The organism is Shewanella sp. cp20 (assembly GCF_000832025.1).
Lineage (GTDB): Bacteria > Pseudomonadota > Gammaproteobacteria > Enterobacterales > Shewanellaceae > Shewanella.
The window spans coordinates 1-21,495 of the sequence record NZ_JPII01000020.1 but is presented as its reverse complement, the minus strand read 5'-3'; the positions used below and the strand labels follow the sequence as shown (position 1 = coordinate 21,495).

General features: G+C 54.1%; 21 protein-coding genes. 10 read left to right on the top strand and 11 right to left on the bottom strand.

Annotation, left to right across the window (positions count from 1 at the left end; all coding sequences use genetic code 11):
* The first annotated feature begins 30 nt into the window (after positions 1-30).
* From DB48_RS07915 to DB48_RS07895, 5 genes are all read left to right on the top strand, one after another.
* Positions 31-1,599, top strand: coding sequence for an alpha/beta hydrolase (locus tag DB48_RS07915; RefSeq protein WP_041509804.1), 1,569 nt, complete (start codon positions 31-33; stop codon positions 1,597-1,599).
* Positions 1,592-2,326 (top strand): ABC transporter ATP-binding protein, encoded by a 735-nt coding sequence (locus DB48_RS07910; protein WP_041509760.1) that lies wholly within the window; start codon positions 1,592-1,594, stop codon positions 2,324-2,326. The genes DB48_RS07915 and DB48_RS07910 overlap by 8 nt, the downstream gene beginning before the upstream one ends.
* Complete coding sequence (locus DB48_RS07905) at positions 2,326-3,459, top strand: ABC transporter permease (protein WP_041509803.1); 1,134 nt, start codon at positions 2,326-2,328, stop codon at positions 3,457-3,459. The genes DB48_RS07910 and DB48_RS07905 overlap by 1 nt, the downstream gene beginning before the upstream one ends.
* Positions 3,460-3,513: 54 nt before the next feature.
* Complete coding sequence (locus tag DB48_RS07900; RefSeq protein WP_041509759.1) at positions 3,514-3,762, top strand: hypothetical protein; 249 nt, start codon at positions 3,514-3,516, stop codon at positions 3,760-3,762.
* A 163-nt stretch (positions 3,763-3,925) separates the two neighbouring features.
* Positions 3,926-4,201 carry a hypothetical protein gene (locus tag DB48_RS07895; RefSeq protein ID WP_041509758.1) on the top strand — a complete coding sequence of 92 codons (276 nt, stop codon included), beginning with the start codon at positions 3,926-3,928 and terminating at the stop codon, positions 4,199-4,201.
* Between the two features lie 31 nt (positions 4,202-4,232).
* Here DB48_RS07895 and DB48_RS07890 read toward each other — a convergent pair whose 3' ends face one another.
* Positions 4,233-5,240 carry a GlxA family transcriptional regulator gene (locus DB48_RS07890; RefSeq protein WP_041509757.1) on the bottom strand — a complete coding sequence of 336 codons (1,008 nt, stop codon included), beginning with the start codon at positions 5,238-5,240 and terminating at the stop codon, positions 4,233-4,235.
* A 112-nt stretch (positions 5,241-5,352) separates the two neighbouring features.
* Here DB48_RS07890 and DB48_RS07885 point away from each other — a divergent pair, with 112 nt between their 5' ends.
* Positions 5,353-5,532, top strand: coding sequence for a hypothetical protein (locus DB48_RS07885; protein ID WP_041509756.1), 180 nt, complete (start codon positions 5,353-5,355; stop codon positions 5,530-5,532).
* Between the two features lie 106 nt (positions 5,533-5,638).
* Here the strand turns inward: DB48_RS07885 and mog are convergent, their stop codons facing one another.
* The 8 genes from mog to DB48_RS07845 all read right to left on the bottom strand — a co-directional run bounded on the left by mog (position 5,639) and on the right by DB48_RS07845 (position 15,135).
* Positions 5,639-6,172, bottom strand: a complete 534-nt coding sequence (gene mog / locus DB48_RS07880) for a molybdopterin adenylyltransferase (RefSeq protein ID WP_041509755.1) — start codon at positions 6,170-6,172, stop codon at positions 5,639-5,641.
* Between the two features lie 173 nt (positions 6,173-6,345).
* Positions 6,346-9,462 carry a hybrid sensor histidine kinase/response regulator gene (locus tag DB48_RS19680; RefSeq protein WP_052813713.1) on the bottom strand — a complete coding sequence of 1,039 codons (3,117 nt, stop codon included), beginning with the start codon at positions 9,460-9,462 and terminating at the stop codon, positions 6,346-6,348.
* Positions 9,463-9,465: 3 nt separating this feature from the next.
* Positions 9,466-10,428, bottom strand: coding sequence for an ABC transporter substrate-binding protein (locus DB48_RS07870; protein WP_041509754.1), 963 nt, complete (start codon positions 10,426-10,428; stop codon positions 9,466-9,468).
* A 13-nt stretch (positions 10,429-10,441) separates the two neighbouring features.
* Positions 10,442-11,344 carry a diguanylate cyclase gene (locus DB48_RS07865; protein WP_041509753.1) on the bottom strand — a complete coding sequence of 301 codons (903 nt, stop codon included), beginning with the start codon at positions 11,342-11,344 and terminating at the stop codon, positions 10,442-10,444.
* A 290-nt stretch (positions 11,345-11,634) separates the two neighbouring features.
* Positions 11,635-12,819 carry an NAD(P)/FAD-dependent oxidoreductase gene (locus tag DB48_RS07860; protein ID WP_041509752.1) on the bottom strand — a complete coding sequence of 395 codons (1,185 nt, stop codon included), beginning with the start codon at positions 12,817-12,819 and terminating at the stop codon, positions 11,635-11,637.
* A gap of 159 nt (positions 12,820-12,978) precedes the next feature.
* A complete protein-coding gene (gene gpsA / locus DB48_RS07855; RefSeq protein ID WP_041509751.1) occupies positions 12,979-13,998 on the bottom strand; it encodes an NAD(P)H-dependent glycerol-3-phosphate dehydrogenase in 1,020 nt (339 codons plus the stop codon).
* 6 nt (positions 13,999-14,004) lie between these two features.
* The gene (gene secB, locus DB48_RS07850) at positions 14,005-14,493 is read right to left on the bottom strand and encodes a protein-export chaperone SecB (protein WP_041509750.1); all 489 of its coding nucleotides are present in this window, start codon (positions 14,491-14,493) and stop codon (positions 14,005-14,007) included.
* 207 nt (positions 14,494-14,700) lie between these two features.
* Positions 14,701-15,135 (bottom strand): rhodanese-like domain-containing protein, encoded by a 435-nt coding sequence (locus tag DB48_RS07845; RefSeq protein WP_041509749.1) that lies wholly within the window; start codon positions 15,133-15,135, stop codon positions 14,701-14,703.
* Positions 15,136-15,376: 241 nt separating this feature from the next.
* Here DB48_RS07845 and gpmM point away from each other — a divergent pair, with 241 nt between their 5' ends.
* From gpmM to DB48_RS07825, 4 genes are read left to right on the top strand one after another with little or no spacing between them, the layout of a single operon-like run.
* Entirely contained in the window at positions 15,377-16,921 is a 1,545-nt protein-coding gene (gene gpmM, locus DB48_RS07840) for a 2,3-bisphosphoglycerate-independent phosphoglycerate mutase (RefSeq protein ID WP_041509748.1), read from the top strand.
* Positions 16,922-16,979: 58 nt separating this feature from the next.
* Positions 16,980-18,065, top strand: coding sequence for a murein hydrolase activator EnvC family protein (locus DB48_RS07835; protein ID WP_052813715.1), 1,086 nt, complete (start codon positions 16,980-16,982; stop codon positions 18,063-18,065).
* Positions 18,066-18,100: 35 nt separating this feature from the next.
* Positions 18,101-19,306, top strand: coding sequence for a S41 family peptidase (locus DB48_RS07830; protein ID WP_041509746.1), 1,206 nt, complete (start codon positions 18,101-18,103; stop codon positions 19,304-19,306).
* A 15-nt stretch (positions 19,307-19,321) separates the two neighbouring features.
* A complete protein-coding gene (locus tag DB48_RS07825; protein ID WP_041509745.1) occupies positions 19,322-20,077 on the top strand; it encodes a divergent polysaccharide deacetylase family protein in 756 nt (251 codons plus the stop codon).
* Between the two features lie 7 nt (positions 20,078-20,084).
* Here DB48_RS07825 and DB48_RS07820 read toward each other — a convergent pair whose 3' ends face one another.
* A complete protein-coding gene (locus DB48_RS07820) occupies positions 20,085-20,537 on the bottom strand; it encodes an Rrf2 family transcriptional regulator (protein ID WP_041509744.1) in 453 nt (150 codons plus the stop codon).
* A gap of 10 nt (positions 20,538-20,547) precedes the next feature.
* A complete protein-coding gene (locus tag DB48_RS07815) occupies positions 20,548-20,802 on the bottom strand; it encodes a YkgJ family cysteine cluster protein (RefSeq protein ID WP_041509743.1) in 255 nt (84 codons plus the stop codon).
* Positions 20,803-21,495 lie beyond the last annotated feature (693 nt).

The window sequence follows — 21,495 nt, the reverse complement described above, 5'->3', positions numbered from 1 at the left end:
GGTATCATGCTTCAAGGAAAGGTTAAATTGATGGCCAATAGATTCACCCGGCAGCAGCGGCTGGCCGCGCTACTCCTGCCCGCCTGTATGGCATTACTCCTATTGTCTCAGCCCACCTGGGCAGGTGATCGGCAAGAGAGCCAGCAAGACAGCAAGCCAGCGTCTTGCTATGTGGACGGCCTGTCCGACCGTCTGCGCTGCGGCGCCATCAGCGTGCCAGAAAATTACGCCGCCCCTCAGGGCAAACAGATAAAGATCCACTACCTGATTCTGCCCGCCATCAAACCCAGTTTCGAGAAAGAAGCACTGCTAGCCATCGCCGGCGGCCCGGGTCAATCGGCCATAGAAAACGCCGCCAGCTTCGACAAGATCTTTACCAAGGTGCGTCAGCAGCGAGACATACTGCTGATCGACCAGCGTGGTACAGGCAGCTCTAACCAACTGACCTGCGAGGGCACGGGTTTCGAGGGTGGCCTGGCTTTCAACGATGATGAACTGGATATCGCCGCCGAGACCAAGGCCTGCCTGAGTGAACTCGATGCCGACGTCAGCCAGTATGGCAGCGAGACAGCGCTAAAAGATTTCGAGGCGGTCAGACAAGCCCTGGGTTACCAGAAACTGCACCTGTACGGCATCTCCTACGGCACCCGCATGGCCCAGCTCTATATGCGTCACTATCCAGAGGCCCTGGCGACAGTCACCCTGGACGGCGTGGTCCCCATGCAACAGAGCGTGCTAAACATCGGTGATGCCATCACCCGCGCCATCGACCTGCTGCTGAAAGATTGCCAAGACAATCCCCTATGCCACCAGCAGTTCCCTCAGCTAGAAGAGGAACTCGACCAGGTTCAGGCTCTACTGAGCAAGGGGCCACAGTTCAGCCAGACTCGCGATCCCCTGACCAACGCCCCGACCCAGCTCACCATGACCCAGGGTAAGTTTATGGGCGCCATCCGCATGGCACTCTACATGCCTAATATTAGGGCGCTGCTGCCTCACGCCATTCACCAGGCGGCAGAGGGGAACTTTCAGGCCATCATGGGGCTGTATGCCCTCACGGTAAATAGTACGGGCATCGCCGCCGGTATGCACTCGGCCGTGGTCTGCGGCGAAGATTGGCAGCGTTTCTCTCAGGCCGAGCGTGAGCGTCTAAGCCAGAGCTACTTCGGCCAGGAGATGATTAAGGCCTTCGACCTGAGCTGCCCTATCTGGCAAATCCCGGCGGCCGACGCCAGCTTTGCCGCGCCCATTGCCAGCAACCTACCCACGCTCGTGTTGTCGGGACAGATAGATCCCGCGACGCCACCGAGCTGGGGTGAGCTGGCGATGGCGAAACTGACCAATGCCAAGCATTTCGTCGCCCCCTATGCCACCCACGGCGTGGCCTATCAGTCATGCGGCAATAACCTGATTGCCGAGCTGATCGCCAGCGGCAGCGTCGACGGCCTCTCTCAGGGGTGCCTGAGCAATGACGTCAGCCGTAACTTCTACCTCAACGCCAATACGGTAGAAGCCATCCCACAGGACAAACTCAGTCAGAGCAATCTCAGCCAGGCCTCTCTCGGTGACGCCAAGCAGCAAGGAGCACACCATGATTAAGGTATCAAATTTATCTAAACGGATCGGTGAGGTGCAGGCACTGAACGATCTGAGTTTCGAGGCGTTAGACGGCCAGATCACCGGCCTGCTCGGCCCTAACGGCGCGGGCAAGACCACCTGTCTGCGTACCGTGTTTGGTCTGCTCAAGCCCGATCAGGGCATCGCCGAAATAGACGGCATAGATGTCGCCAAACAGCCGGTGGCCGCCAAGCAGCAACTGGGCCTGTTCCCCGACCCCTTCGGCCTGTATGAACGCCTGACACCGAGAGAATATATCCGCTTCTTCGCCGAGCTGAACGGCCTCTCTCGCGACCAGGCCAAGGCCGCCTCGGCCAAGGTACTCAGCAAGCTGCATATGGACGATATTGCCGATCGCAAATGCAAGGGCTTCTCCCAGGGACAGAGGATGAAGACGGCGCTGGCCCAGGCCATAGTGCATGAGCCCACCAACATCATTCTCGACGAACCCACCCGCGGCCTGGACGTGATGAGCACCCGGGTATTGCGCGACCTGCTGAAGGATCTCAAGCAGGCGGGACACTGCGTACTCTTCTCCAGCCATGTGATGCAGGAGGTCGCCGCCCTGTGTGATCGCGTCATCGTCATGGCCGAGGGGCGCGTGGTCGCCGTTGGTAGTCCCCAGGAACTCTGCCAAAAGACCGGCAAGGCCTCACTGGAAGACGCCTTCATTCAGCTCATAGGAACCGACGAGGGAATTGCAGCATGATGAGTTCAATTATCACTATGGTCAGAAAAGAGCTGACCGATGCCGCCAGAGACAAACGTTCCGTCATGGCCGGCCTCTACTACGCCATAGGTGCGCCGCTGATGATGTGCGGCATGTTTATGATCCTAATCGGTCAGATCACCAGCCCTGAGGCGCTCAACATCACTATCACCCATGGCGAGCGCGCGCCGGATCTGGTGAAGTATCTCGCCAGCAACGAGATCAGCCAGGGCGACGAGGCCGATCGCAAGGAGATAGAGCTGATCATCAGCCCGGATTACGCCGCCAACATGGCCAAGAGTCAGGCCGCCGAGATAGTGCTGATCGCCGACAACTCTAACGAGAAGCTACAATCGTCTATCCGCCGTCTTGAAGATGCATTGCAGCAGTACAGCGCCGAGATGGGCAGCCTGCGACTGATCGCCCGCGGCATAGACCCCAAGGTGATGCAGCCGATCAAGGTCAAGGTGGAAGATCAGGCCACCTCAGATTCTAAGGGCGGGATGATCTTAGGCGTCGCCATCTTCATGATGGTCTATGCGGTGTTTATCTCAGGCATGAATCTGGCCATAGACACCAGCGCCGGTGAGCGCGAACGCAACTCCCTGGCCCTGCTGCTCAGCCATCCGGTATCCACCCGGGATATCGTGCTGGCCAAGGTCGCGGCGGTGACCATCTTTGCCATGCTGGGGCTGATCCTCACCCTAGTGATCTCTAAGCTCGCCTACGGATTCGTGCCTTGGCAGGAGCTGGGCTTCTCGGTCAACATCAACATCGACTTCATTCTGTTGATGCTAACGATCGGCCTGCCCATCGCCCTGATGGCGGCGGCGCTGCAGCTGTTTGTCTCCTTCATGGCCAAGTCGTTCAAAGAGGCCCAGTCCTACCTCACCATAGTGCTGATCGTGCCCATGATGCTGTCGATGGCGGCGAGCTATAACATAGCGCCCGACACGCTGCAGTGGCTGCCGATCTCGGGGCAAATGCAGGCGCTCATCGCCTTCATCAAGGGCAAGGAGATTCCCATGTTGCAGCTGGCACTCTCAAGCGCCATCACCTTAATCATCGCCCTTGCCCTGGCATTCGGCATGGAGCGCTCGTTAAAGAGTGAGAAGATCGTCTTCGGACTCTAATCCCGCGAATAATCGACTAGGGCCTACATCAGGAGGCCCTATAAGGAGCATGCAATGGATAAGCAACAAGTCGTCATGATCATCATGTTGGTATTGGTGGTCGCCACCAGCCTGAGCGAACTGTATAAACATCGCCTCAGGCTAGACAGACGCAGATCGACGCCTCGCAACACAGATGAGATGGACCGCCTGAAACAGGAAAATCAAAGATTAGCCGAGCGCGTCAGCGTCCTGGAGCGTATCGTCACCGACAGCGATTATCAGCTTAGGCAGGAGTTTGCCGCGCTAAATCGCAATGCCTAACGACTGATACTCACTACAGGCCTTAGCTATAGGCCTTAACGATTAAAGGGGCTAACAAAGCCCCTTTAATTATTAAGGTTTTTCACTTGTACTCAGGACGGCAAATGGTTTTATAATGGCGCCCCAAAACAAATCGCTACATAAACCTTGTATCAGAGACAATATGACCACCAAGACCGCCATCAAACACACTTTCCTTGGCCTATTTGTACTATTTGGCCTGACCAACCTATCTGGCTGTGCCAGCGCCCTATGTGATGCCCAGACCGACCATGCCACCAATCCGCTGCAGAGGGAGAATACCCGCCTCGAGTGTGAGCGTCAGGTGATGAGTGCGATGGACGAGCATGAGCGCAAGCAACAAGCTGAGAGTGACGCCCAGTTTAAGGCCTACATGGACAAGCATCTCAAAGCACAGCACCTGAAAACACAAGAGTAAGCCTGGACGCCAAGGCTTTGGCTGCGCGTGGTTAACAACAAGCATGGGTATTAAACTTCAGCCTATAGGCCCGCGGGGAGAGGCTGGTCAGCTGGATGAACAGCTTCCTAAAGGAGCTGACATCTTCATAGCCGACCCGCTCGACAATCTGCTCCAGGGCCAACTCTGTGGTCTCCAGCAGCCGCTTGGCCTCATCGACCCGCAAACGCTGCATGTAGCTGGCAGGTGTCTCGTTGAGCGCCTTCTTGAAACGGCGAATGAGGGTGCGCTTACCCAGGGCAAACTTCTGCGCTATCTCATCGAGCAACCAGTTTTTATCTAAATTGGACTGCATCCACTGCTGAATCTTTCTCACCAGCTCATCCGAATGCTGCTCTGGGGTGATCGCCATGGTCATAAAGGGCTGCTGGGAGCTGCGGTTAGGATCTATCAGCAAAATCTTGGCCATCTGCTGTGCCAACCCCTCACCCGCCAGTAGCCCCACCAGATGCAGGGCCAGACTCAGATTCGAGGTGGTCGCCCCCGCAGTATGAAACTGGCCGTCGGACACCACCAGGGAGTCCATACAGAGATTGACCCTGGCGAAGTTACGCTCGAACATTTGCGACAGCCACCAGACTGTGGTGGCCCGTCTGTTATCCAGTAAGCCGGATGCCGCCAACATCAGGGTGCCAGAGCAATAGGCCGCGATGGGCTTACCCGTCTTGGCATAGGCGCTAAGCGGCCCAAGCAGCGGCAAGAAGTCCTGAGCATATTGCTTAAATTCCGCCTTATTGGTCACTAAGGAGGAAGCCACTATCACGGCATCGGCCTCGAGCAACTGCGTCTCATCCTTGAGCTCCATCGCCGCCAACTGAAACCCTTGGTTGGTGGTGATCGCCTGGCTATCGCCTGAGACGATGTGGCAATGAAACAGATCTTGGGTGACCTCGGGATTCAGCCTGCGATACAGGGTATTGGTAAAGTTGAACACATCTATGAGTCCCACTATGCCGCCAGCCACCACATTGCCCGCCGCCAAAATCATGATTGTCTTCATCGCGCCCCTCCCCAAGATGTCACTTATCACCTTAACTTTGTCAATAATGACACTTTTTGACCGTTTGTCGAGTTTTTATACTGGGCACATTGCAAAGACAAGGAGCAGGCAAATGAACACTCGCACACTACACCTGATATTGAGCCTGGGTTACCTAGGGGTTAGCTGGACCCTGCTGTTGTGGCTGCATTTTACCACTCAGCCCAATATCTTCGCCCATTTCATCGCCATCCCCAGCCTGCTGCTGTTCAGCGCCTATAGCGCACACCAGATCATCCGCAGGGGCCTGTGACTCATCTTCACAACTGGGCATAACATCAAGATTTCAGACCAATGCATAACCCCAAGGCATAAAAAAGCCCGGCAAACGCCGGGCCTTTCTGTGACAACAAATCGGCTTATTTTGCCTTGGGTCTGAAGGGCTTGATCACCGACTCGTCACACACGAGATAGGGGCCTTCCATCAGATCGATACAGTAAGGAATTGCCGGGAACACGGCATCGAGACACTCGCGGATCGACTTAGGCTTACCGGGAAGATTGACGATCAGGCTATCACCGCGCAGGCCCGCGGTTTGACGAGACAAGATGGCAGTCGGCACAAACTTAAGCGACTCGGCGCGCATCAGCTCACCAAAGCCCGGCATCATACGATCGCACACCGCCTCGGTCGCCTCAGGGGTCACGTCGCGCTTGGCCGGCCCTGTGCCACCCGTGGTAACTATGAGGCAGCAATCTTGCTGATCGGCCATCTTAATCAGGGTCTGTTCGATCACTGGCTGCTCATCGGGAATGACTTCGTAGACAGGCTCCCACTCTGAGGTGAGGTATTCACCCAACACCTCGATAATTGCCTTACCGGAAATATCTTCGTATACGCCGGCGCTGGCGCGATCACTGACGGTGACTATGCCTATCTTTGCTTTTGCCATTCCACTTTATCCTTTAGGTGTTGGGTCATGCGCGGCGCAAAGCGCCCCGCTAGGGTTGCGCCCTAAAATAACATATTTTGCTTATCGCTAAAGTGGCCCAAAAGAGATAAAAATGAGACAGATGTCGAATATTAGCAAGCTAAGGTAAACTGGGAGCGAAAACCCTAGCTAGACTAACGGCAACAGGCCAAGGTCTCCTCGAGTAACGCCAGAAAGGCCTCGCGACTGGCCTTTATCACCTGAAGATCGCCGCGGCGCGCATCGGCCTCCAACTGGCGAGCAAGCTCCACCAGCGCCGTCATGCTCAGGTTGCTGGCGGCCCCCTTTACGGCGTGGAGGCTGGTGCAGATAGCGTCACAATCGGCGGCCTCTATGCCATCGAGAAACGCCTGGCGATACTTCTGCATCTCATCATCAAACACCTGTAACACCTCGTCCAGCAGCGCCTCATCTCCCGACATGAGTGCCAAAACACTCTCGCGATCGAACAGGCTATCGGCCACCTCGGCGGGCACATGTGACTGCTCGCTATCCGGCTCATGGCCCAAGGTCGCCTCATAGTTTTGCTGGCTCAGAGAGAACCAACGATAGAGACACTTCTTCAGCCCCTCAAGCACCAGCGGCTTAGTCAGGTAGTCGTCCATCCCCGCCCGCAGGCAGTGTTCCCTGTCGCCCTTCATGGCATTGGCCGTCAGCGCTATGATAGGCAGGGCGCAAAACTGACTGCCGCCTTGCCCCTCGCGAATCGCCGCCGTCGCCTGAAAACCATCCATCTCAGGCATGAGACAATCCATCAAGATCAACTGATAGGGGTTCCCCTGCTGCGCCGACAATACTGCCAGGGCCTCGCGCCCATTGGCGGCGACATCGGCCTCGACTCCAAGTTGTTGCAGCATCCCCAGGGCCACCAACTGGTTAACCTTATTGTCTTCCACCAGCAGCACCTTAGGCTTGTCTGGCATGGAAATCTCGACCATGGGCTCAACCACCGACTCGGGCGCCTCGTCATCGGGCTGATCCGACAGGGCGCGGATCAACTGGCGAATATTTAACGGCTTACCCAGGTGGGGCACCCTGGCATCACGCTTCTCGAACTCTATCTGCTGCCAATAGGAGAGCAGGGGTAATACCTTGGCCTCTTGCTGCTCATCCAGTTGACGCCAGCGAGTTAACTCATCCTCGAAGGCCTCTTGCGCGGGAGTAAAACTGTAGATGAGTAGATCCGATGACGGAATCGCCTCGTCGGGCTCGAGGTAGCCCACCTTGGCCCCCCAGCTACTCAGCAGTTCGCCCAGCATGCGCTCAAAGGCACCCTGCTGCCCCATAAGGATCACCCGCTCTGGCGCCAAACCATTACGCCAATCGCTAGCCTCATGTCGGTCCGCCAACTGTTGCGTCAGGGTAAAGCTAAAAATGCTCCCCACTTCCTGCTGGCTCCTGACCTGAATATCCCCTTGCATCAGCTCACACAGACGCTTGGCGATAGAGAGGCCGAGCCCTGTGCCCCCGAACATGCGGGTGGTCGAGCTGTCGACCTGAATGAAGGGGTTAAACAGCATAGCCAACTTCTCTTTGGCTATGCCTATGCCGGTATCTTCCACCTCACAGGAGAACTTCACCTCGCCCGACTCATCCAAGGCGTTGGCAAGCCTTAGGGTGATCCAGCCCTCTTCGGTGAACTTAATGGCATTGCCCACCAGGTTCACCAGGATCTGCCGCAAGCGGCTGGGATCGCCAACCACGTAGCGGTATTGCAGCTGGGTGATATCCACAAACAGGGGTAGACTACGCTCCTCCAGCTTGAGCGCCACGGACTGCACAAAGAGATCCACCAGCTCCACCAGATCGAACTCGATCGCCTCAATCTCAAATTTACCCGACTCTATCTTGGAGAAGTCCAAGATGTCGTTGAGCAGAGACAGTAGGGATTCGGCACTGACCGAGGCCACGTCGACGTAACGTTGCTGCATCGGCGACAGCTGAGTCTCGCCCAACAAGCCCAAGATACCGATGACACCGTTCATCGGGGTGCGGATCTCATGGCTCATGCAGGCGAGAAAATCCTCCTTGGTCTTGGCGGCGACTTCGGCCTTCTCGCGCGCCTCGGACAAGGCCCAGTTGCTAAACTCCATCTCCTGGGCATAGGATTCGATCTTGCGTTCGTTGAGCTTCATCCGGGTCAGATCTTCCACACAGATGAAGTAACCTTCCACCGTGCCATCATCACCCATGTCCGGCACATAGGTAATATGGAAAAATCTGGGCGCCCGAACCGCATCTAAGGTTTCCACCTCGAACACTTGCTTCTTGCCTTCCAGCACGCCGCGCTGATAGGGCCTCACCAACTGATAGACATCGGCGGGCTGTACCGCCTCCACCGTCTGCTCCAGCACCTCCGCCTCCGTCTTGCCGAGCCACTGCAGATAATGTTGGTTGATGAAACGATAACGACTCTGGGCATCCACATAGGCAAGCTGAATGGGGATCACATTGGTAATATTGTCGATATAGCGCCGGGATTTTTGCAGCTCGAGTTGCTTCTGATTGCGCGCACTGACGGCTTCGTTGTAACTGTTGACCAGCATGCCGAACTCGTCGTCGCTATTTAGGCGTATGGTTTTTTGGCCGCCGAAGGTCTCTATCTGGCGCTGAATGCGTCGAATAGGCTCCAGCAACACCTTGTGCTGCACATAGAGATTGACCGTCAACAAGAGGGCAAAACCCAGCAGGAGAATGCCCACATAATGAATCAACTCCTCAAAACTATAGGCCTCAATCTCGCTGGCATCATACCTGACGTAGAGCACATAGGCCCTGAGGCGCTGTAGCTCGGGGGAGATCAGGTACACCTGCTGCACCTGATGCACTATGCTGTCCTGACGCCAAACCTCCTTGGCGCTCAGCTTGTCGCTGACCCGCCGGATGATCTCCACCAGCTCGGGCTCCAGACTGCCTGACAGCGGACTTCCCAGATGCTGCCCCAGATTATCGGCCACTATCTGCTCCTCACGGGGATCGAACAGCACCAGACGCTTGATACTCCCCTGGGCGGCCAAGCCATTAACTACTCGGCGCATGTTGCTAAAGTCGGTACTCGCCTCCAGGGCAAGTCGCAGTGACACGGACACCTGAGCGATCTCATAATCGACCTGATGCTCGGTACGCTCTTTCATCTCGTCATAGTAATAGATGGCGATCAGCCCTGAGATGATCAAGGCACACACTAAGGTCGCCAGATTTAGCTTGTAGACAATGCCCTGGGCTATCTTGTCTCGATAGTGACGCCACATAGACTAAGGCACCTGGTAGAAGAGGTTGTCGACGTGGAGACAGTCGGACTCGATCGCCCCGATCTTGACTAAGGTTTCGCAGACACTATAGCCAAGCTGGGTCAACTTATCTCTCTGGGCAAACAGCTTGTGTTGCTCCTCACTGCTGAGCAATTTGAGATCCGCCAGTGCCTCTTTAAACTCAGCGACCTGCAGGCCTTCACGCTTGGCCATGATGGCCATGGCCTCCTCGGGATGCTGGCGCATATAGTCCAAGGTCAATTGCCATGCCTGATGGATCTGATCCACCAGCTGTGGGTGCTCCGCCAGTACGCTGGAGGAGATAGACAGGGTATCTAACACCTCCTCGGGGATCTCCTTGGTGGAAAACAGCTGACGATAAGCGCCGCTCGACTGTATCTCCACCGAATAGGGAGGATAGGTCACCATGGCGGCGATCTTGCCTACGGCCAAGGCGCTTACCGCAGCCCCCTGCTCGACGTTAATCACATTCACATCATCTAGCTGCATCTGATGCTGGCGAAGGGCTCGCTCCAACACGAAGATCCCTAAGGAGCTGACCTCACAGCCAATGGTCTGCCCCCTGAGTGCCTGCATATTCTCTATCGAAGTGGGCGCGATGATCACATCGCCGCCATCCGAATAGTCCGCCAGCAACACAATTTTTATCGGCTTGCCTCCCAGCGGCGCCACCTGAATCGCCTCAATCATGGTGCTGGCAAAACCATCCACATGACCTGTTAAGTAGGCGCGCTGAGCATCTGACAGGGTCGACACCTGGACCAACTCGATATTGGCCCCCACCTGACGATAGAAACCCTTCTGTTTCGCCAGATAGAGAAGTTCATACCCGGGCCAGGGATTAATGGCGATAGTGACAACCTCTTCGACCTTTTTCGGCCCACAGCCGACCATGAGCATGGCGAGTAGTGGCAGTAATAGCACCGAAATGATTCCCTTAATCATTTTTTATGCTTCCTTAGTCATGTTCTACCGTCAGGTAGGCGCCGTCCTGATAACAGACCACGCAGTTACGCCCGTCGGCCTTGGCCTTATATACGGCTTCATCGACCAACATTAGTAGATGGGATAGATCGGCATTCTGTGGATTCGCGGTCACCACGCCGAAGCTGCCAGTCACCTCGAGTCCCATGGGGTTAAGATGTGCCAAATGCCGACGCACATCTTCCGTTTTCTCTCTGGCGATATCCAAGTTGCACTCCATCAAGATCACAAACTCCTCGCCGCCCATGCGCGCCACCACATCTTCCTTGCGAAAGCTCTCCTGCAACAGCTTGGCGACCGCCTGCAACACGAGATCGCCAATGTGGTGTCCGTTAAAGTCATTGATCTTCTTGAAGTGATCCAAATCCAGCATGACGATGGAGAGCTCGCCCTGATGTCGCACCATGCTGGAGAGGCTTTGGGCAGCCCGTTCGGCGAGGAAATGACGATTGTAGAGGCCGGTAAGCTGGTCGTGCAGCGCCATAAATTTTAGCTTGTCGCTATGCTGCTTGAGTTGGATATGAGTATTCACGCGAGCGCGTACGATAGCCGGGCGGATCGGCTTGGTGATATAGTCCACCGCCCCTATCTCTAACCCCTTCTGCTCATCTTCATCCGAATCTTTAGCGGTCACGAAGATGATGGGGATCTCGGCCGTCTCGGGGTTGGCCTTCAATTGACGACATACCTGATAGCCATCCATGCCGGGCATCAGGACATCCAGCAAGATAATGTCGGGTTTCTGCCTAGCAACCCTGAGGCATTCCTCTCCACTGTCGGCGGTCCAGACCTGAAACATATCCTTGAGACACTGCCTCATGATCAGGACATTCGTCTTCACATCATCAACCACCAGCACTACAGATTGTTCTTCCATGCAATCCCCTAATCAACCAAGAGCAATTAGCCGCAATGTTTCAATTGGATAGAGCTATTTTTAAGTGTAGCAGAAAGGATTTTTTCGTCCCTAAATCCCACCATTAACATCACAGATGTCGGCGAAACTGACAACCAAAAAATGAAAGCGAAAAGACAAAAGGGCCAACAGGCCCTTTTTAAAACGAATAGCGATTAGCAGCGGTAAGTTAAATCGATGACAGACGCTGTTCCCTGCTGGGCCCAGTCTTATTCATAGCCATATTCGTAGCTAGAGTCATAATTACTTAGCTACACCGCCTGACCGACGGCGACGCCAGATGCCCAGGCCCACTGGAAGTTGAAGCCCCCGAGCCAGCCGCTGACATCCATCACCTCACCTGCAAAGTAGAGTCCTGGCACCTTCTTGCTCTGCATATCTTTTGACGAAAGCTCGTTGGTATCCACTCCCCCCAGGGTAACTTCCGCGGTGCGATAGCCTTCGGTGCCGTTCATCAAGAGCTGCCAGTTATGAAGACTATCGACGATGAGATCGTGCTGTGCATGCACCAGTTGGTTGAGTGCCAGATTCAACAGCCCCTCGTCAAACAGCACCTCTACCAGGCGCTTAGGTAGCCACTGCGACAGGGTATTGCGCAGGCTCTGCTTAGGATGTTTGTCGAGTGCCTCGCTCAAGGCCTGGGCGGCGTCGAGCTGGGGCAGAAGGTTAATCGAGATGCTCTCCCCCGGCTGCCAGTAGTTGGAGATCTGCAAGATAGCCGGTCCCGACAGGCCTCTGTGAGTAAACAGCAGCGCCTCGCTAAACTGGGTACCATCTTTGGCGGTAATGGTACTGGGCACCGCAATACCAGAGAGCGGCTCAAATTTCTGCTTCTGATCGCTGTGCCAGGTAAAGGGCACCAGGCCGGCGTGAGTCGGCAACACCTTGAGGCCAAACTGCTCGGCAATCTGATAGCCAAAAGGTGAGGCGCCAAGCTTTGGCATAGACAGCCCACCTGTCGCCACCACCAGGGACTCACAGCTGTACTCCCCCTTGCTGGTCTCCAGCATGAAGCGTCCATCATCTTGCTTATTGATAGAGAGAATATCGGTGCGCAACTGCACCTGAGCCCCGGCCCATTCGCACTCGGTCAGCAGCATGGTGACTATCTCTTTGGCCGAGTCGTTACAGAACAGCTGGCCATGATCTCGCTGGTGATACTCGATGCCGTGGCGTTCGACCAGCTCGATAAAATCCTGTGACGAGTAGCGAGCCAGCGCCGACTTCACGAAGTGGGGATTGGTACAGATAAAGTTAGCCGGCTCGACTCTCTGATTAGTGAAGTTACAGCGACCACCGCCGCTGATTAAGATCTTGCGCCCTGCCTGTTTGCCGTTATCTAACACCAGAACGTCTCGCCCGCGATAACCCGCCGTCGCCGCGCACATGAGGCCCGCCGCGCCCGCACCGATAATAATCACGTCATGATGTTTCACTTAAATACCGCCTCAAACAAGTTAATAGCTACCGAACCTCCCCCAAACACAGGGGATAAAACTCTGACCCCCATGGATGGGGGATAAATACATCCGTATATAAAAAAGGGCGCTATTTTAGCACCCTTTATTGTTTTTAGCATGAGTCGCCGATGACCACTATTCGCTGTCAGTAGTCTCCGACTTTTTCTGTCTCGCCAACAAGGCTTTAGCCGCCTCGTGTGGCGTGCCGCCCTGGTAGAGCACCTTATACACCTGCTCGGTGATCGGCATCTCAACACCCAGACGCTTAGCCAAGGTATAGACCTCTTTAGTATTACGGTAACCTTCCACGACCTGACCAATCTCGGCCTGCGCGGTGTCGACATCCTTACCCTGGCCCAGCGCCAAACCGAATCGACGGTTACGGGACTGGTTATCGGTACAGGTCAACACCAGGTCACCCAGACCCGCCATGCCCATAAAGGTAGAAGGTTGAGCGCCAATGGCCTCACCCAGACGCGACAACTCCACTAGTCCGCGAGTGATCAGTGCGGTACGGGCGTTGGCACCAAAGCCGATGCCATCCGACATGCCCGCGCTGATGGCGATAACGTTCTTCACCGCACCGCCAAGTTGCAGGCCGATAAAGTCGTCGTTGGCGTAGACACGCAGGCGTTTCGGGCTATGTAGCAACTCCACCAGATCATTGGTGAAGGTCTCATCGGTACCGGCAACCGAGATAGCGGTGGGCAAGCCTGCCGCCAGCTCTTTGGCGAAGGTCGGACCTGACAAGACCGCCAGCGGATACTCTTCACCTAAGATTTCTCGCGCCACTTCCTGCAGCAGACGACCCGTCTCCGGTTCCAGACCCTTAGTGGCCCAGACGATGCGGGCATCTTTACGCAGCAACGGCTTAGCCTGCTTGAGCACCAAACCAAATACATGGCTAGGCACCACGACCAACACATTGTTGGAGGCGGCTAACGCGGTAGCAAGGTCGGCTTCGGGGATAAGAAGATCCGGCAGCGGAATACCGGGCAGAAACGCCTCATTGGATCGATCACGCTTGAGGTTCTCGATATGTTCAGGCTCATGGCCCCAAATCAGGGTTTTGTGTCCGTTACTGGCTAAAGAAATAGCAAGGGCGGTGCCATAAGAGCCCGCCCCCAGTACCGTAATATCGGCAGTGTTGTTCATGCGTAATTAAGCGTTCGCTTCTGCTGCTTCACCGGCAGCTTCTGCCTGCGCCTGACGCTGTTGCACGTATTGAGCGAACAGGGCGTCGAAGTTAACTGGCGCAAGGTTCAGTTGTGGGAAAGTACCACGAGCAACCAGGCTACCCACAGCTTCACGAGCGTATGGGAACAGTACGTTAGGGCAGTATGCACCTAGAGAGTGAGCCAGTTGCTGCTCAGTCAGACCAGAGATAGCGAAGATACCCGCTTGCTGAACTTCACATAGGAAAGCAGTTTCTTCACCGTTTTTAGCCGTCACAGTAAGCGACAGGACAACTTCATACACATCGTCGGCCAGCTTAGCGCTGCGAGTGTCTAGGTCTAGCTTAACTTCTGGGTTCCACTCTTTCTGGAAAACAGCTGGGCTGTTTGGCGTTTCGAAAGAGATGTCCTTGGTGTAAACACGTTGAATGTTGAACTGTGGACCCTGTTGTTCGTTATTTACTGCTTCAGCCATAATTTCCTACCTAATCAATTTTATTCGATTCATTCCGTGAGGAGAATCATCTTCAGGGCCTTTGTTACTCGAGTCCTAATCTAGATCTCAGCCACCATCCCGATTTTAGTATTTCCTTAAATCTCACCAGATGGGCGATTTAAGCCATTTTTTATAAGAGATGACACTCTAATCAAAGAAGCTTAATAAAAGCAATCCTTGTGTGGGTTATCTTTTGGTTTTGGCAACTGGTAAGTTATTTTGTTGCCATTCGCTCATCCCACCCTTGAGGTTATAGACAGACTCAAAGCCTTCTTTCACCATCAACTGAGCCGCTTGCGACGAGGTCATCCCTGCATTGCATACCATTATAATGGGACTGGCTTTAAACTTTTCAAGGGCAGATGTCTTATTATTTTTAATTTCAGCCAAAGGCATGTTGATCGCGTCGACGATATGGCCTTTCTTAAACTCTTCCTTAGAGCGTACATCGACCACCTTGGCGTCTTGCTTGTTAATTAACAAGGTCGCCTGCTGATGATCTACTGTTTTCACTTTTGAGATACTAGACTTAAAAACGCTCACGATAAGCGCTGCAAACAAGCCCACCCAGGCGAGACTCAACATTGGGTTGGCTTTAAAAAATTCGATATATTCTTGCATAGTTTTAGGCCTACTTCTGTGGCTTGAGAGACTGTTTGGGCAGAGAGTATAACCGATTGTTCCGGCAGATTGCAGCATGTTGTTCACCCCCTACAGAGGGGCGATATTGAGAGATCCCTTAAATTGTGACGGGCTCGATGAGGGCTATCGGTGTAAATCACTTTTTGATCGTCCCTGTACGTAGTAATATTTATCCAATTTCAGAATTCTAGTTTTCTTTTTAACGTTAATAGGTACCACCATGACGACACGCAAACGCCCATTGGCACTGCTGATCCTCGATGGCTGGGGTTACCGTGAAAATACCCACATGAATGCGGTATATCACGCCAACACTCCTGTCCTCGATCGCCTCAACAAAGAATACCCTAACAGCCTGATCTCAGGCTCGGGTCTGGATGTCGGTTTGCCCGACGGTCAGATGGGTAACTCAGAAGTTGGTCACATCAACATCGGCTCAGGCCGCGTGGTCTACCAGGAGCTGACCCGTATCGGTAAGTCGATTGAAGACGGCGAGTTTGACACCAACCCCGCCTTTGTCGACGCCGTCGATAAGGCCATCGATGCCGATGGTGCAGTACACATCATGGGTCTGCTATCACCCGGTGGCGTACACAGCCATGAAAGCCATATCCAGGCCATGTGTAAGATGGCGGTTGAGCGCGGCGCCAAAAAAGTCTATCTGCACGCCTTCCTCGACGGTCGTGACACACCACCGAGAAGTGCCAAGAGAAGCCTGGAAGCCTTTAACGAACTGTTTGCCAAGCTAGGCACAGGTCGTATCGCCTCCTTGATCGGCCGCTACTACGCCATGGACAGAGACAACCGTTGGGATCGCGTCTCTCAAGCCTATGAGCTGATCACCCAGGGCAAGGCACTGCACCAGTATCAAGATGCCGTTGCGGCCCTCGACGCCGCCTATGGCCGCGATGAAAACGATGAGTTCGTTGGCAGCTCTGCCATCACAGACGCCGACGGAAATGTCGCTACGCTCAATGACAACGACGCGCTGATCTTCATGAACTTCCGCGCCGACCGCGCCCGCCAGATCACTCGCAGCTTCGTCGATCCAGCATTCGACGGCTTCGAGCGTGCGGTAAGCCCTAAGATCAACTTCGTCATGCTGACCGAATACGCCGCCGATATTAAGGCGCCGATTGCCTATCCATCGGTGGATCTGGTCAACACCCTGGGCGAAGTGCTGCAAAACAGCGGCAAGACTCAGCTACGTATCTCGGAAACCGAGAAATACGCGCACGTCACCTTCTTCTTCAACGGTGGTAAAGAGGAACCGTTTGAGGGTGAAGACCGAATCCTTATTCAGTCGCCTAAGGTCGCCACCTATGATCTACAGCCAGAGATGAGCTCGACCGAGCTGACCGACAAGCTGGTAGAAGCCATCGAGTCGACCAAGTATGACGTGATCATCTGTAACTACCCTAACGGTGACATGGTCGGCCATACCGGCAACTTCGACGCAGCCGTCAAGGCCTGTGAGGCAGTCGATGCCTGTATCGGCCGTGTGGTCGAGGCTTTGGCCAAGGTAGACGGTGAGTGTCTGATCACCGCCGACCATGGTAACGCCGAGCAAATGACCGACGAGCAAACTGGCCAGGCCCATACCGCCCACACCAGCGAACTCGTGCCTCTCATCTATGTGGGACGCAAGGGTGAAATCTCGCCAAACGGAAGATTAAGTGATTTAGCGCCAACCATGTTAACCTTGATGGGACAAACTGTGCCATCAGAGATGACAGGGCACTCAATCATTACCCTAAGCGAGTAACGACTCTTTGCTTAAACGTTCCGGATTCTATAAAGCCAGCATACTTGCTGGCTTTATCATGCTCTCTTGTACTGCGCAGGCATCAGACCTGAAGCAGCGTCAATCCGAGCTCGAAGCGATCCAGAAACAGATAAGCAACCAACAGTCGGCCCTGAAAGACACCAGTCGTCAACACGAGAAACTCATCTCTCTGCTGAAAAAAGATGAGCAGGCGATCGCCGCCGCGGCAAAGAAGGTAACCAATACCCGGGCATCTCTGGCAACAACCGACAAGAAACTGGCCGAGCTCGACGGCCGCAAGGCAGAGCTTGATACCCTCAAGCAGAAGCAACAGAAGACGCTATCCAATCAGCTAGCCAGCGCCTATCTGGCGGGCAACCACGATTACACTAAGATGCTGCTCAATCAGCAGAGTCCAGCCACCATAGAGAGGCTGCTCGCCTACTATCAGTTTCTCAATAAGGCGAGAATGGATGCCATTAAGCAGCTGCAACAGACGATGACCGAGTTAACGGCCATCGAATTGGAACAGAAGGCGCAGCAGACCAAGCTCAACGAGCTGATCCTCAATCAGCAACAGCAGGCCAAGACCCTCACCCAAGAACAACATCAGCGTCAGCAGACCCTTAAACAGATAGAGCGCACCCTCAACTCACACGGTGCCAAGCTGGAACAGTTACAGATAGAGGAAGCCAGCTTGAAGCGGGTCGTCGAACAGGCGCTGAGAGCCATGAAAGACAACCCCAGCATGGAAGGCCTCTCTAGCCGTCAGAAACTTAACTGGCCGACCAAGGGGCGCATCCGCGTCGGGTTCGGTAGTCGACGCTCAGGCGAAGTAAAATGGAAGGGCGTGATGATGGCCGCCCCCGAAGGACAATCGATCGACGCTATCGCCTCGGGCAAGGTGATCTACGCCGACTGGCTCAGAGGCTTTGGTATGGTGATGGTCGTCGATCACGGTAAGGGCTATATGAGCCTCTATGGCCACGCACAGACTCTGCTCAAAGACGCCGGCGACAGCGTGAAGAAAGGGGAAACCATAGCGCTGGTCGGACGCTCGGGTGGACAAACAGAACCTGGCCTATACTTTGAGGTAAGGCATAAGGGGCAAGCGGTCGATCCTGCGAGATACTGTAGACGATAACGCGACAACGACCCCGAGTTATGGGGGGCCTGTCCATGTCTCAAATGATCCGCTATTTCACCTGTGTCGCCCTAGGCCTCACCCTAGGCCTCTCAATCACACTGTTTGGCCATGAGAATGCCAAAGAATACCAGCCCAAGGTCAACTACCCACTCCTCATCGACATCATCAGCACGGTAGAAACCTACTATGTGGATAAGATCTCCCAGGAAGATCTTATCCAGGCAGCCATAGAAGGGGTATTCAGCAAGCTGGACCCCTATTCAAACTTCCTCGACAGTCAGGCCTTCTCCGATATCAAGGATGCCAACAAGGGGGAATACTTTGGCTTCGGCATAGAGATAGCCACAGAGCAGAACCAGGTGACCATCATCAGCCCATTTCCCCACTCGCCAGCCGCCAACGCCGGGATTCAACCCGGGGATCGCATCGTCAAAGTCAACAATGAAACGGTAACGGCCAAGCAGCTCGACAATGTGCTGGAGGAGATCAAGTTCCATAGCAAGCATAATCTGGCCATCAACCTGTCGTTGAGCCGCGCCAACTCGGAGGCACTGTTCGACGTCACCCTGACCCCGAGTCTTATCGATGTCAACTCGGTAGAGGGTGAATTACTCGATAACGGTATCGGCTATATCAAGCTCTCCAGCTTTCAGGATGACTCCACCGAAGATCTCATTAAGCTACTGACCCAGTGGCAAAATGAGCCTGTCACAGGCCTGATACTGGATCTGCGCAACAATCCAGGCGGCCTGCTGGATCAGGCGATCAAGATAGCCGACATCTTCCTCGCCAAGGGACGCATCGTCTCCACCCGGGGGCGTTTCTTCGATGCCAACTCAGACTACTTCGCCTCGCCGCAGACTATGTTCTCCAAGCTGCCACTCACGGTATTGATCAACAAGGGGTCGGCCTCAGCCTCAGAAGTGCTGGCCGCGGCGCTGCAGGAAAACCAGCGGGCCACGCTAATCGGCGAAAAGAGCTTCGGTAAGGGCACGGTGCAGAGCCTGATCCCCACGCTTATCGAGGGCAATGCCATCAAGCTCACCATAGCCCACTACACCACACCAAAAGGCAGAGACATACATGCCATCGGTATAAAGCCGGATATAAATATCCCTGGCGAGACTATGACTGCCGGACAAAGTATGCCTATAATCGAGGAGCAATCACCCCATGATGATAGCGCCCACGATAGGGTTATCGAATCGGCGATCTCATGGATAAAAACAAATAGTTAGTGAATAACAAAAACAGTGCGCTTATTACTCTTATTAGCTGTCTTATTTACCACACCACATAGCTTCGCCGCCCAAGTCTCCATCATCATTGACGACATAGGTTATCGTCAGACCGATGAGGCGGTGCTGGCGCTGCCAAGCAATATCACCCTCTCAGTACTGCCCCATACTCCTCTGGGAGAAAGGCTTGCCGCCATCGCCCACGACAAGGGCCACGAGATCATGCTGCACCTGCCCATGCAGGCTTTGAATGGCAAGGAGATGGGCCCCGGCGGACTAACAAATCAGATGGGCGAACAGTCTCTCAAGCAGGCTATCGAGGATGCTTTCAAGAGTGTCCCCTATGCCAAAGGCGTCAATAACCATATGGGCAGCCTGCTGACACAGCTCGACGACCCCATGACCTGGTTAATGGAAAGCCTTAAGCAGCAAGATAACTATTTTGTCGATAGCATGACCACCAGGTACAGCAAGGCGAGCGCCGCAGCAAACAAGCAGGGCATTCCCTTATTGAAAAGACAACTCTTCTTAGATAACGATGTATCCCCCCAGGCTCTGGAGAGACAGTTTAATCAGTTGATTCAGAAGGCACATAAGGAAGGGCAACTCATAGTGATAGCTCACCCCTATCCCGAGACCATCAGCTTCTTAAAGGCGAATCTGCCTCGCCTTACAGAAGAGGGGATCACCTTAGTGAATACTTCCAGGCTGCTGCCTTATCGCCTCGCGCAGAAGGAACCCGCGGCCAGCGACAAGGTGCATTTAAGATAGGGCGAGGTTAAAGCTCTAAAACCGGAATAGAAAGATCCGGTAGTAAGGCCTTTAACTCGTCACGATTACTGACGACATCGGCCAATGAGTATTTGTCTAACACGGCAAGATAGGCATCAACCGCTTCGGCGAGCACGCCCTTAAGCTGACAGGCAGGCGAGAAGCGGCAATAGGGCTTGCTACAATCGATAGGCGAGAGCGAGTTTTCCAGCGTGCGCACCAGGACGCCAATGTTGATCTGGTCCGCCGGCTTACCTAACTTAAAACCACCGGCCTTACCGCGCACCGTCTGCAAATAACCCTCTTTGCCAAGATGGTGCACTATCTTAGACACATGGTTAGCCGACAGATCGAACACCTCGGTGACCTCTGCGATTCTAAACAGGGTTTCTCTCTCTGGCGATAAGGCCAAGTACATTAACGTACGAATACCAAAATCTGTATAACGAGTTAACTGCATAACCTACCTTCTAAGACTGCGTCGCCGCTTCTAAAGATGTAATCAACCAAAGTGCCTCTTCTGCCGTCGAACCGCAGACCTCTGGTTCGGCAATAAAACGATCACACAGCGCAGGGCGCTCAGGATGACCGAATATCTTACAAAGATTCTGCTCATCTAACTGGATGCAACGCACGCCGGCAGGCTTGCCTTTAGGCATGCCAGGGATAGGGCTGGTGATCGACGGCGCTATACAGCAAGCACCACATCCTAGACGACAATTCATACGGCATTATACCTATATTTGTGTAGCTTGTTAGCCATTAAGATCACAGCATTATTCTGAGATCTCATAAAGATTAGCCCCACCTAATAGTAAAAGAGATAAAAACCTAGGTTTCACTGTGAGAATCTTGTTCAGATGTAGTTAAATTCGGCAACCAATCAGCTCTCACATGGATGCCTGCAGCACGAATCAGCTAGCCTACCTAACCGCCAAGGATAGCGGAAATGCAGTCTATGAATGGAACAATAAACTGCCACACTGCATGAATAGCTTTTCGCTGCATGTAGAGTCTTATTAGGCGCCTGTCATGACCAGCTTCGAGGAAAAATTAGATACTGCTACAACACTCACCTCACATGGGGGCGTAAGGCATCCGCTTATCAAGCGAAGCTTGATGGATGGCTGTAGCGCGAAGCGGCTAAGCAGCAAGCTGAGGGGCCTGACCGCCAAGGATTGCGGAAATGCAGTTTATGAATGGAACAATAAACTGCCACACTGCGTAAGCAGCTTTGGACTGCAGGTGAAGTAGATGCTTTCGCGCGACCTACATGGATGTATGAAGTGCCATAAATTGCAGGAGCAATTTAGGCGAGCATAGAAAGCAAAAAGCCCTAGCGTTTTAGGCTAGGGCTTTTTGCTTTATTAGGCGCCTGGAAATGACCTACTCTCACATGGGGAGACCCCACACTACCA

Bases quoted from the DNA above. Each gene is read 5' to 3' on its own strand.
- DB48_RS07915 (WP_041509804.1), top strand. From the start codon at position 31: ATGGCCAATAGATTCACCCGGCAGCAGCGGCTGGCCGCGCTACTCCTG.
- DB48_RS07845 (WP_041509749.1), bottom strand. From the start codon at position 15,135: ATGCAAGAATATATCGAATTTTTTAAAGCCAACCCAATGTTGAGTCTC.
- DB48_RS07870 (WP_041509754.1), bottom strand. From the start codon at position 10,428: ATGATTAAGGGAATCATTTCGGTGCTATTACTGCCACTACTCGCCATG.
- DB48_RS07910 (WP_041509760.1), top strand. From the start codon at position 1,592: ATGATTAAGGTATCAAATTTATCTAAACGGATCGGTGAGGTGCAGGCA.
- DB48_RS07885 (WP_041509756.1), top strand. From the start codon at position 5,353: ATGAACACTCGCACACTACACCTGATATTGAGCCTGGGTTACCTAGGG.
- DB48_RS07835 (WP_052813715.1), top strand. From the start codon at position 16,980: ATGCTCTCTTGTACTGCGCAGGCATCAGACCTGAAGCAGCGTCAATCC.
- DB48_RS07830 (WP_041509746.1), top strand. From the start codon at position 18,101: ATGTCTCAAATGATCCGCTATTTCACCTGTGTCGCCCTAGGCCTCACC.
- DB48_RS19680 (WP_052813713.1), bottom strand. From the start codon at position 9,462: ATGTGGCGTCACTATCGAGACAAGATAGCCCAGGGCATTGTCTACAAG.
- secB (WP_041509750.1), bottom strand. From the start codon at position 14,493: ATGGCTGAAGCAGTAAATAACGAACAACAGGGTCCACAGTTCAACATT.
- gpmM (WP_041509748.1), top strand. From the start codon at position 15,377: ATGACGACACGCAAACGCCCATTGGCACTGCTGATCCTCGATGGCTGG.
- DB48_RS07900 (WP_041509759.1), top strand. From the start codon at position 3,514: ATGGATAAGCAACAAGTCGTCATGATCATCATGTTGGTATTGGTGGTC.
- DB48_RS07905 (WP_041509803.1), top strand. From the start codon at position 2,326: ATGAGTTCAATTATCACTATGGTCAGAAAAGAGCTGACCGATGCCGCC.
- DB48_RS07865 (WP_041509753.1), bottom strand. From the start codon at position 11,344: ATGGAAGAACAATCTGTAGTGCTGGTGGTTGATGATGTGAAGACGAAT.
- mog (WP_041509755.1), bottom strand. From the start codon at position 6,172: ATGGCAAAAGCAAAGATAGGCATAGTCACCGTCAGTGATCGCGCCAGC.
- DB48_RS07815 (WP_041509743.1), bottom strand. From the start codon at position 20,802: ATGAATTGTCGTCTAGGATGTGGTGCTTGCTGTATAGCGCCGTCGATC.
- DB48_RS07895 (WP_041509758.1), top strand. From the start codon at position 3,926: ATGACCACCAAGACCGCCATCAAACACACTTTCCTTGGCCTATTTGTA.
- DB48_RS07820 (WP_041509744.1), bottom strand. From the start codon at position 20,537: ATGCAGTTAACTCGTTATACAGATTTTGGTATTCGTACGTTAATGTAC.
- gpsA (WP_041509751.1), bottom strand. From the start codon at position 13,998: ATGAACAACACTGCCGATATTACGGTACTGGGGGCGGGCTCTTATGGC.
- DB48_RS07890 (WP_041509757.1), bottom strand. From the start codon at position 5,240: ATGAAGACAATCATGATTTTGGCGGCGGGCAATGTGGTGGCTGGCGGC.